At 60.5% G+C, this 10000-nt stretch carries 8 protein-coding genes, 1 tRNA gene and 2 pseudogenes; 6 read left to right on the plus strand and 5 right to left on the minus strand.

Going from position 1 to position 10000, the window contains the following annotated elements; translation table 11 throughout:
• Nucleotides 1-758: pseudogene (locus LDL37_RS11790) on the minus strand (anthranilate synthase component I); the annotation flags it as partial.
• The gene (locus tag LDL37_RS11795; RefSeq protein WP_290798440.1) at nt 755-2683 is read right to left on the minus strand and encodes a peptidyl-prolyl cis-trans isomerase; all 1929 of its coding nucleotides are present in this window, start codon (nt 2681-2683) and stop codon (nt 755-757) included. The pseudogene LDL37_RS11790 and the gene LDL37_RS11795, both read right to left, overlap by 4 nt.
• Nucleotides 2684-2880: 197 nt before the next feature.
• Between LDL37_RS11795 and tpiA the strand changes: the two genes are divergently transcribed.
• From tpiA to LDL37_RS11825, 6 genes are all read left to right on the plus strand, one after another.
• Nucleotides 2881-3633, plus strand: coding sequence for a triose-phosphate isomerase (gene tpiA, locus LDL37_RS11800; RefSeq protein WP_290798443.1), 753 nt, complete (start codon nt 2881-2883; stop codon nt 3631-3633).
• A 149-nt stretch (nt 3634-3782) separates the two neighbouring features.
• The gene (gene secG / locus LDL37_RS11805) at nt 3783-4325 is read left to right on the plus strand and encodes a preprotein translocase subunit SecG (protein ID WP_290798444.1); all 543 of its coding nucleotides are present in this window, start codon (nt 3783-3785) and stop codon (nt 4323-4325) included.
• A gap of 143 nt (nt 4326-4468) precedes the next feature.
• Nucleotides 4469-6103 carry a CTP synthase gene (locus LDL37_RS11810; protein ID WP_290798456.1) on the plus strand — a complete coding sequence of 545 codons (1635 nt, stop codon included), beginning with the start codon at nt 4469-4471 and terminating at the stop codon, nt 6101-6103.
• Nucleotides 6104-6119: 16 nt separating this feature from the next.
• Nucleotides 6120-6503 carry a RidA family protein gene (locus LDL37_RS11815; protein WP_290798446.1) on the plus strand — a complete coding sequence of 128 codons (384 nt, stop codon included), beginning with the start codon at nt 6120-6122 and terminating at the stop codon, nt 6501-6503.
• A gap of 99 nt (nt 6504-6602) precedes the next feature.
• Entirely contained in the window at nt 6603-6908 is a 306-nt protein-coding gene (locus LDL37_RS11820) for an ETC complex I subunit (RefSeq protein WP_272742050.1), read from the plus strand.
• An 11-nt stretch (nt 6909-6919) separates the two neighbouring features.
• A tRNA-Arg gene (locus LDL37_RS11825) sits at nt 6920-6996 on the plus strand.
• 81 nt (nt 6997-7077) lie between these two features.
• On the opposite strand, the gene LDL37_RS11830 is transcribed toward LDL37_RS11825, so the two are convergent.
• From LDL37_RS11830 to LDL37_RS11840, 3 genes and pseudogenes are all read right to left on the minus strand, one after another.
• Entirely contained in the window at nt 7078-7365 is a 288-nt protein-coding gene (locus LDL37_RS11830; protein WP_290798450.1) for a tyrosine-type recombinase/integrase, read from the minus strand.
• A gap of 678 nt (nt 7366-8043) precedes the next feature.
• Entirely contained in the window at nt 8044-9105 is a 1062-nt protein-coding gene (locus tag LDL37_RS11835) for a YncE family protein (RefSeq protein ID WP_290798453.1), read from the minus strand.
• Nucleotides 9106-9487: 382 nt separating this feature from the next.
• Nucleotides 9488-10000: pseudogene (locus LDL37_RS11840) on the minus strand (hypothetical protein); the annotation flags it as partial.

A 10000-nucleotide genomic window follows, 5' to 3' on the forward strand; every position in this document is an offset into this window, starting at 1 on the left:
TCGCCCGCCGCTATGTAGTCCTTGGCTTTTTCGACCATGGCGCTGTAGTCCGTCGCCGAGGTGGGTGAGGTGAGGGCAGGCTGTTCACGCTCCAACGCCACGGGTTTGGGCGGCAGGGGCAGGCGCAGGTCTTCTTCGACCTGATCGAGGCGCGACAGGGCCGCACTATAGGCCGTCTGGGCGTTAACCCCCGCGCCCGGCCATACGGTCGTGGCCAGCAGGATTTCGTGCTTTACATTGTCGAAGACGCAGATGACCGACGGGCGGCACACCACGGCGTCCGGCAGGGACAATGGATCGGGATTGGCAGGCCCCAGCGGCTCATAAAGCCGGATAAGGTCGTAGCCGAACACGCCGAACAGGCCCGAAATCATCGGCGGCAGATCAGCCGGGATGTCTAACCGGTGCGCGGTGACGAGCCCGCGCAAGGACTCGAGCGTCGGCGCGCTTTCGGTCTCATAAAGCCCTTTGGCAATCGCCGCTTCGCCGCGCGCGATTTCAGCCCGCTCGCCGAAACAGCGCCAGACGAGGTCAGGCCGCAAGGTCAGGATCGAATAACGCCCGGCCAGAGCCCCGCCTTCGACCGATTCGAACAGAAACGAGAAGGCGCGGCTCTTGGCCAGTTTGAGATAGGCCGAGACGGGTGTTTCCAGATCGTCGGTCAGGCGGCGGGTGACGATAACCGGTTGTCCGGCGTCGTATTGGGCCGCAAAGCCGCTGACGCCGGTAGCATCGGAAGCGAAGGCCGCGCTGATCATTTGGCGGCCTTGCCGGCTTCTGCCGTCTTGTCGTCCGACTTGATGCTGGCCGGGTTTAGGCCCAGGGCGGCGATTGCGGCATCGGGGTTGGTCTTCGTCTTGACCGCGGCGCGCGCGCCCTTGCGCATGGTGAAGCTGAGGTCCTGGAACAGGCCGTAGGCGACGGCCTGACCGGTCATGGCCGAGGCCTGATTGACGGCGGTGGCTTCGCCCTTGTTGATGGCGGTGACCTTACCCACGACGCTGACCATTTCGTTCAGACGCGCGGTGAAGACTTCATTATTTTTGGCCGAGAAGATGCGGCCAGTCAGTTCCGGGCCGACCTGTTGCGGGGCTGTCTGACGCGCCAGACCGGCGCGCGTTTCGACCTTAAGACCCATCGCAGAGGCAACGGCCTGAAGCGACTCGCCCTTGCGCAGGCGCGCAGCGGCCTCTTCGCCCTTGGCGGCGACGCGATCACCGGCGGTCTTCTGCTGCCAGGCCTGAATCATCTGCGGCTTGATCTTGTCGAGCGCCGGGACTTCCGACGGCAGCACTTCGTTGACGCGCAGGGCGAAATACTCACCATTGCCCAGTTCGGTGACGTCGGTTTCGCCGCCCTTGGGCTGATCGAAGGCGGCTTTCAGGATCGGGGCGTACTGGAACGGCTGGCCGTTGCCCATCTGACCCTCGGCGGTCATCGGCGGCAGGTTGATCACGCGTACACCGGCCTTTTGCGCGGCGGTCATAAAGTCAGCACCGGCCGAACGTTCCTTTTCAAAGACTTCGGACGCCTTGTAGGCCAGATCCTTGGCCTTGTCGGCCTTGTATTCCGCTTCAAGCTGGTTGCGCACCGTATCGAAACCGGTCACCGAGGCGGCGGTGACGCCCGACACCTTGACGACCGCCAGACCGAGGCTGCCCTGAACCGGACCCGACACCTCACCCTGTTTCAGGGCAAAGGCCGCGTCGGCCACCTTGGCGTCGGCTACGGCGGTCTTCGGCTTGGCGTCATAGGTGATCACCGTGCCTTTGTTGGCCTTGGCGGCGGTCTGGGCGTCGGTGCCCGAACGCAGGGCCTGAGCCACGGCCTCGGCGGCCTTCTGATCCGGCACGGTCACCTGCACGAAGGTGCGGGTTTCCGGGTTGGAAAGGGTGTCACGGCGGAATTCATAGAGTTTTTTCAGTTCGGCCTCATCGACCGTCACCTTTGAGGCAAAGTCGCCGGGGGCGAAGGAGACAACGGTAAACTGACGCAGTTCCGGACGGCGCAGGCGTTCCTTGTTGTCATCATAGAATTTCAGCAGTTCGGCATCGGTCGGCATGCCCGGCTTTTCGATATTGTCCGGGGTGACAACCAGAAGCGTGGTGTCGCGCGTCTCGCTGGCGAAGGCGCTTTGCAGGGCCGCATAGATGCGCGGCGGCTTAAGCCCGGCCACCGAAGCTTCGATAAACTGACGGTTGGCGATGTCGTCGCTGATGATCTGCTCGAACTTGGTCTCGCTCATCTTCATCTGCGTGGCCAGCTCCTGCTGGTACTTGGCCTTGTCAAATTTGCCGGTGATCGAATCGAAGAAGATCGGGTATTTGGCGATCTGATCGGTCACCACCTTGGCCGACGGGCGCAGGCCGACCTTGACCAGCCAGGCCGACACCGAATCCATATCAGCCAGCTCTTCCATGATGCGCACATGCAGGCCCTGCTTCACGGCGTCTTCATAGGTCAGGGTCTGGCCGCTCTGCTGCTCAGCTCCGGTCTTCCACTGATCGAACTGACGACGATAATCATCCGTCGTCGTCTGGCGATCACCGGCATCAACCACATTGCGCGAAGACGGCTGCGAGAACAGGTCGGACATACCGAAGACGGCGAAACTCAGGATCAACGCCGCCATCAAAATCTTGAAAGTGAGCGACTTGGTAAACTGACGGAAGCTGGAGATCATGAAAGGGGCGACCTTGAAAAGATGAAGTGCCACCGCTCCGGGGCGGACGGCGCGCAGACATATAATTGACCAACCGTGACGGGATCAAGGCTGTTACAAACGGAATCCAATTGTTTGCCGGTTTTTTCTTGGCGTAACGGGTCGGCTTCGTTACAGATAACATTATCAACAAAATATAACATGCCACTGATTTTATAATGCCAAAACATCCGCTTATCGCGGGCAACTGGAAGATGCATGGCCTCAGGGACGCCATTCCGGAAGCCCTGGCCATGGATACCGCCGCACGCAACAGCCGGGCTTCGGTCGCCATCTTCCCGCCCTCAACCCTTCTCTTTGCCCTGAGTGAGGCATTGAACGCCCGCCCTGAACCCAGCCCCGTGCGTCTGGGCGGTCAGGACTGCCATAAGGACGCGCAAGGCGCCTTTACCGGTGACCTGTCGGCCGAAATGCTGAAAAACGCTGGCGCCGACATGGTCATACTGGGCCATTCCGAACGCCGTCACGGCCACAAGGAGGCCTGCGAAAGCGTCGCGGCCAAGACTCTGGCCGCGCTGCGGGCCGGGCTGGAGCCGATCATCTGCATCGGTGAAACGCTCGATCAGCGTCAGGAGGGCCTGACCCACGCCGTCCTCAGCAAGCAGTTGCGCGACAGCCTGCCTCTGGCGCTCGAAGGGCAAACCTTCCATGTGGCCTATGAGCCCGTCTGGGCCATCGGCACCGGCCACGTGCCCACCGACGATCAGGTGATTGACGCCATGCTGCTGATCCAGAAGCATCTGGCGCAGCGATTCCACAATCAGGTCGTGCCGCACACGCTTTATGGCGGCTCGGTCAAGCCGGACAATGCCCGCCACCTGTTGTCGCTGGACGGGGTGGATGGCCTGCTGGTCGGCGGCGCGTCGCTCAAGGCTGAGGATTTCAACCGCATCATCGCCGCCGCAGACTGAAATTCCACCGCAAATCCTTGAAACAGCTATGGCCAATGCCCAGTCTTAGTGCTAAGGGCGTGCGCTTACGCTTTGGACAAGGCGCGCGACCCAAAGGGGCGCAGCCCCGCCCTTAGCCCAGACATTCGCCCAAAAGACCCCGGAACTTCATGCTGTTCGTTATCCTGCTCTCGATCCAAATCCTCATCGGCATCGCTCTGGTGGGACTGATTCTCGTTCAGCGGTCCGAAGGCGGGGCGCTGGGCATGGGCGGCGGTCCGTCGGGCTTTATGTCGGCACGCGGTGCCGGCAACTTCCTGACCAAGGCCACTTCGATTCTGGCGATTCTGTTCTTCGCCAACTGTATAGCCCTGACCGTAGTGTCGAACCTCGACCGTCGCGGCACTTCCGTGGTCGATCAGGTCGGCGCCGATAACGTCAAGCTGAACGAAGCTCAGGCTTCGGCGGCGGCCGCGGCGGCCGCGCAAAATGCTCAACAATCGGCAGGTGCCACGTCGTCTTCGGCCGCGCCCTCCCTGACCGACCTGCCGTCGCCGACCAGCGCCGCGCCGTCGCTCAGCACCCTGGGCGCGCCGGCCTCTTCGGCTTCGTCGTCGAGTGCGGCCCGCCCGGCGGCGAAACCGGCGGCTCAGCCTGCCAAGCCGGCCGCGACCTCCTCGTCATCGGCGGCTTCGTCTTCGGCCTCGAACTGACGACCGCTCTAAAATCTGAACTCAGGACCGGCTCACAGATCGCTTTGTGAGCCGATCTTTTTGAATATATATGAAGGTAAGTGGAATCGCCCGCAGCGGTTCCCGGATAAAGGTTTTCCGACATGCCCACGGTGAACACGGATATGGCGCGCTTTGTATTTATTACGGGGGGCGTGGTGTCCTCGCTCGGCAAGGGGCTGGCTTCGGCGGCGCTGGGGGCCCTGCTTCAGGCGCGCGGCTATAAGGTTCGCCTGCGCAAGCTCGACCCGTATCTGAACGTCGACCCCGGCACGATGAGCCCCTATCAGCACGGGGAGGTCTTCGTCACCGACGACGGCGCGGAAACCGATCTTGATCTCGGTCACTATGAGCGCTTCACGGCGGTCAATGCGCGCAAAACCGACAACATCACCACCGGGCGCATCTATTCCAACATCATCGAAAAAGAGCGGCGTGGCGACTATCTGGGGGCCACTGTGCAGGTCATTCCGCACGTCACCGACCAGATCAAGAGCTTTGTCCTGTCGGATCAGGGGGATGCCGACTTCATTCTGGTGGAAATCGGCGGCACGGTCGGCGATATCGAAGGACTTCCTTTCTTTGAAGCTATCCGCCAGCTGGGGCAGGAGCTGCCGCGCCGTCAGTGCTGTTTCATCCATCTGACCCTGCTGCCCTTCGTCAAGACAGCGGGCGAGATGAAGACCAAGCCGACCCAGCACTCGGTCAAGGAACTGCGCTCGATCGGTATTCAGCCGGACATCCTTCTGTGCCGCAGCGAGTATGAAATCCCGCGCGAGGAACGCCGCAAGATCGGTCTGTTCTGTAATGTGCGCGAAACGGCGGTCATTCAGGCCCTCGATTCGGCCAATATCTACGCCGTGCCAATCGACTATCACCGCGAAGGCTTCGACAACGAGGTGCTGAGCGTCTTCGGCATCGAAGACGCCCCGCAGCCCGATCTGTCGATGTGGGAAGACATCACCCACCGCTACGCCAAGCCGGACGGCGAGGTGTCGATTGCTATTGTTGGCAAATATACGGTGTTAAAAGACGCCTATAAGTCGCTGATCGAAGCCGTTTATCACGGCGGCATGGCCAACCGCGTTAAGGTCAATATCGAGTGGGTCGAGTCCGAAACCTTCGAGGACGATCCCGAAACCGTGCGTCAGAAGCTGGAAAACGTGCACGCCATTCTGGTGCCTGGCGGCTTCGGTGAGCGCGGGGCCGAGGGCAAGATCATGGCCGCCAAGTTCGCGCGCGAAAACCAGATTCCCTACCTCGGCATCTGTTTCGGGATGCAGATGGCCGTTGTCGAGGCCGCGCGCCATCAGGCCGGCATCGCCAAGGCCACCTCATCGGAGTTTGGCGACGGTGGCGAACACGTTGTGGGCCTGATGACCGAATGGCTCAACGGCAATGAGCTGAATCAGCGCGCGGCGGGCGGCAATCTGGGCGGCACCATGCGTCTGGGGGCCTTTGCGGCGAGCTTGCGCGAAGGCTCAAAAGTTGCCGACATCTACGGCACGACGCAGATTTCCGAGCGCCACCGCCACCGTTACGAAGTCAACCGTGACTATATCCCGCAGCTTGAGGCCTGTGGCCTGAAATTCAGCGGTATGTCGCCGGACGGCCTGCTGCCGGAAATCGTCGAACGCGACGACCATCCGTGGTTTATCGGCGTGCAGTACCACCCGGAATACAAGTCCCGCCCCATGCAGCCGCACCCGCTGTTCAAGAGCTTCATCACCGCGGCGCTCGACCGCAGCCGTCTGGTTTAATTTTCAGGATATCCTCATGCGTCAGCTTATTTCTTCCGGTTCGCCGTTTGAACCGACCATCGGTTTTTCACGCGCCGTGCGTATCGGCAACCGTATCGAGGTCGCAGGCACAACGGCCATGCGCGATGGCAAGCTGGTCGGGGCAGGGGATTGCTACCTGCAAACCAAGACCATCCTCGAAACCATCGTCAAGGCGGTGGAAGAGGCGGGCGGTTCGGTGACCGACATCATCCGCACGCGCATCTTCCTGACCGATATGTCGCTGTGGCAGGAAGCCGCCCGCGCCCACGGCGAAGTGTTTGGTGAGATTCGTCCGGCGTCGAGCTTCCTCGGCACCTCGGCCCTGATCAACCCCGAATGGCTGGTTGAGATCGAAGCTTCGGCTGAGATAGAAGGGTAATCGGGCAAAAGCCCTTTGCCAAAAAGCGGGTTTGTAGTAACAGACCTTGACCATCCGGATATCGAATCCGGACAGATTTCGCGTCCGCAGGAGATTGTCATGTTCGCGCGCATCTTCAAGCCGTCCAAGACCGCCATGCAGTCGGGCAAGGCCAAGACTCAGGATTGGGTGCTGGAGTTCGAACCGGCCTCGGCGCGCACGCCTGACCCGCTGATGGGCTGGATTTCGGCGGCGGACACCAATACCCAGGTGCGCCTCTCCTTCGATACCAAGGAACAGGCTATGGCCTATGCTGAAACCCACGGCATTCCGTTCCGCCTGATTGAGCCGGAAACCCCGCCGAAGATCATCAAGGCCTATGCCGACAATTTCGCGTCCAACCGCCGCCAGAGCTGGACGCACTAAAAGCGCTTTCTGACTCCGTAGCTCAGCTGGATAGAGCATCCGCCTTCTAAGCGGACGGTCGCAGGTTCGAATCCTGCCGGGGTCGCCATTTTCTTTTTAAGGCTCTGATTTTTCATTGGAAATTTTCAGTTAGAACGTTAGGTTAGAACGTGTTTGTTCTGGCTTTGGTTCAGCGGAGCTTTGAAATGGCGTCGTCGGCCAGCTTAATCTGGTCGGCGGATTTGGTGTAGCGCCCGGCCTCGAACAGGCTTGAGTGGCCCAAAACGGACATGATCCCCTTAGCTGAGACACCGGTTTCGGCCATGCGGCGGCCGGCGGCTTTGCGGACGCCGTGCGCGCTCGATTGCGGGGGGAGTCCAGCTTCTTTGCACCAGTCGCGGAACTCATTGCCGAACGAAGTTGATTTGTATGCCGCGCCGGTTTGGGTGTGAACGAACATCAAGACATCGGGCGGCATGAGGTCGATTTCGGCCTGCCAGATCGGATGGATCGGGATCGGGATACTGCCCTATCTTGTCCGCTATCTCGATATTTCACGGGCAGTACGGAAAAATTTCATAGGCGTAAACAAGGGTGGTGCAACCTACATCGATTTGTTTTGTGGAACCGGCCGGGCGGTTACCGGTCCAGTCTTTCCACGCGACGGCGAACCCGTTCCCAACGGTTCCAATTTTCGGATAGACCTTTGGGTCGGGGGAGGGCGTGTTCACGAGGAACTCGTTACCCGTCTTGCTCCCGTCGGCCGTGAAAGCCTGGGCCTTGATGATACTGATGGCAGTGTCTCCCAAGGTCTGGCTATTGTCCTGCCAGACGATAACGAAATGCCCGCTGTTCAAGACGGCAACGCTCGGTCGGCACCGCGTTAGGTGTCCCGATGTGAAGCCGATCCGATGGTGCGGAGGCCAGCCTATGCTTTGGTTTACGCCTTGACGGGTGCGGTTCGCCGCTGACGCAGCCTTTCAACGCGGTTCAGGAAAGTTTTGGACGCACCTGTCGTGTTGGCTGGCCGTGGAAGTGCGCGACGGGCCGTGCCATAGATTTCGAAAAATTGGCTTTAACCCGCTGACATCACTCACTTTAATTTCGGATTAGGCTCTTACGGGCTACGCCCTTCCGGCCCTCCCATCCGCGCGACTCACCTGGCCTTATTTTGCGCCGCCCCTTTGCGCGGCCCTTGTAAGGACGCCACGATTGCGATGTCGAGGATATCCGCAGCCGGATCGGCCGAGACCGTAATGGGAGTCCCCAGCACATTGCCCTTGACCGTGATCGGGGTCAGCGTGCCGTTGCCGTTGCCCACAATATAGGCCTTGGCACCGTCGGGCGTGAAGGCGATCCAGTGCGGCTGGGCACCCTTGGCAAGATCGATGGCCGACCCGACCGTCGCGGGATTGGTGGTGAGGTCCATCGGGACCACCGCGTCAATGCTGCTCCCGGCAATAGCGATATAGGCCAGCTTGCCATCGGGGCTGAGCTGTATCTGGATCGGCGGTCCGGGCAGGGCGATGGTGGCGCCGGGGGTGTTGGTGAGGACATCGATCGGCGTGATGCTGCTGCTGCCCTTGTTGGCGACATAGGCAGTGGTGCCGTCGCGGGTGATGGCAATCCAGTTCGGATTGAGCCCGACGGCGATCGACGGCTGGACCGTTCCCGACGCGCCGTTTCCGGTCACCTGAATCGGCGTAACGCTGCTGCCGGCCGGGTTGTCGGTCTGCCAGTTCGCGACATAGCACTTCGTTCCGTCAGGCGTGAACGCGACCGTGTTGGGGCCCGCCCCCGGAACCGGGATCGTCGTGCCCACGACACCTTTGGTAAGGTTTACCGTCGTGATCGATTTGCCCGCATAATTCGCGACCCAGGCCCATTCCTCTTTGGTATGGGGCACGAATTCGATGTCGACCGGCTCTGCGCCGACGGTGATCGACCACAGGATGTTGCCCGACGCCAGGTCGATTTTAGAGACCGAGCCGGCCGGGGAGTTGGTGAATTCGTTGGTGACAAAAGCGGTCTTGCCATCCGACGTGACGATGATGGCGTTGGTCCCCGATCCGTCGCTCATCGACCTGCCGTAAACAGGGATAGGCGTCAGCGCCGTTTCCTTGGCAAGATCGACCGGAATGACCGATCCGACGCCGAGCGAAGACCCATTATCCTGTGCGTTCGTCACATAAGCCAAAAGACTGGTGGAAGTCGTCATCACGGTTGCCTTTATGAATCGGGTTGATGGATACCATTTGAAACCCAAACGATCGTAGGACGCAAGGCTTGGTTGTGATCGATGTCGATATTTCTTCTGTAACGTGTGCAACGATAAATGGCAAATTGCGGCGATATAAGTCTTTTGCCTAGTCGGAATAGACATTCACACGGCGCATCTGTCCGCAAACGCTGAAATGTCCCGTTCAGAACCCGACGCTTGTCAATCATCTTCACCCTGGACACCGAATCCGGCAGAGACCGCTGAATCAACGGCCTGGATTGGCGTCAAGCTAAGCCACTGATACCGCTCAACTTAATTTCGGATCTGGCTCTTAGGTCCCGCCGAAAAACGGGGCTTCTCGTTGCGTGCATTATGATATTCAGACGGTTTCCAGATTGAGCGTTGTCGTTGAGCCACCGGTGCCATCCATCTGGTGGCGGGCGCTGACCACGATCCATTTTTCCGCGTTGATTTCGGGCTTGAAGCCGGTGACCGTGATCGGCTTTTCCGGGAATATGTCCGGGCGGCCCCACGACAGGGGCAGGGTCAGTTTGGCCCCGGCGCGACGGGTGCGGCCCCATTCGGCCTCCGCAGCCTGAAGCGCAGCGCTTTCAGAGGCATAGATTTTCTTGAGCCGCTTGGCATTGCTGTCTGAGCCCGCCACCACGGTTTGACGTTGCGCCGTCGCCTTATCGTGCCGCTGAGCCTCAACGCCGGTATAGGTGGCGCGTTCGGAGCGCTCATAGTCGATCCCTAAGGGCGGGCAGGCGGCGCGCGCTATGGTTTCGGGCGGCAGTCGGCCAAACCTTCCATCGCTTCGCCATTCACCCGGTAACGCCCGCCCGCAGCGTCGTCGCGGTCGGCCCATTTCCAGAGCGATTTGTCGGCCCAG

Origin of the sequence: Asticcacaulis sp. (genome assembly GCF_020217185.1) — a bacterium.
Lineage (GTDB): Bacteria > Pseudomonadota > Alphaproteobacteria > Caulobacterales > Caulobacteraceae > Asticcacaulis.

Bases quoted from the DNA above. Each gene is read 5' to 3' on its own strand.
- LDL37_RS11795 (WP_290798440.1), bottom strand. From the start codon at position 2,683: ATGATCTCCAGCTTCCGTCAGTTTACCAAGTCGCTCACTTTCAAGATT.
- tpiA (WP_290798443.1), top strand. From the start codon at position 2,881: ATGCCAAAACATCCGCTTATCGCGGGCAACTGGAAGATGCATGGCCTC.
- secG (WP_290798444.1), top strand. From the start codon at position 3,783: ATGCTGTTCGTTATCCTGCTCTCGATCCAAATCCTCATCGGCATCGCT.
- LDL37_RS11810 (WP_290798456.1), top strand. From the start codon at position 4,469: ATGGCGCGCTTTGTATTTATTACGGGGGGCGTGGTGTCCTCGCTCGGC.
- LDL37_RS11815 (WP_290798446.1), top strand. From the start codon at position 6,120: ATGCGTCAGCTTATTTCTTCCGGTTCGCCGTTTGAACCGACCATCGGT.
- LDL37_RS11820 (WP_272742050.1), top strand. From the start codon at position 6,603: ATGTTCGCGCGCATCTTCAAGCCGTCCAAGACCGCCATGCAGTCGGGC.
- LDL37_RS11830 (WP_290798450.1), bottom strand. From the start codon at position 7,365: ATGCCGCCCGATGTCTTGATGTTCGTTCACACCCAAACCGGCGCGGCA.
- LDL37_RS11835 (WP_290798453.1), bottom strand. From the start codon at position 9,105: ATGACGACTTCCACCAGTCTTTTGGCTTATGTGACGAACGCACAGGAT.